At 34.1% G+C, this 229-nt stretch carries 1 protein-coding gene; it reads left to right on the plus strand.

From position 1 onward, the window contains the following. The coding region (locus tag SB752_RS33400; RefSeq protein WP_410719658.1) for a hypothetical protein at nucleotides 1-229 on the plus strand (229 nt) is incomplete at both ends.

Genomic DNA, 229 nt, shown 5'->3' on the forward strand with positions numbered 1-229 from the left:
CAATAAACAACCCTATAAGATTTATTGATCCGGACGGAATGTGGATTTCTATTACGGACGGACAAAATCAATATCGTTATTCTAATGGGCAAACTCAACATCAAGTAGATGGAAAATGGCAAGTAATTGATTCAAGTGTAACTTTATCAGATAATGTAAGAGGAATTGTTGCAGGTTTGTATGCATTAGAAAATGGTGGAGATATCGGCAAAGATTTAGTATCCTATTT

Origin of the sequence: Brevibacillus sp. SIMBA_040 (genome assembly GCF_046535075.1) — a bacterium.
In the GTDB taxonomy this organism is placed as follows: domain Bacteria; phylum Bacillota; class Bacilli; order Brevibacillales; family Brevibacillaceae; genus Brevibacillus.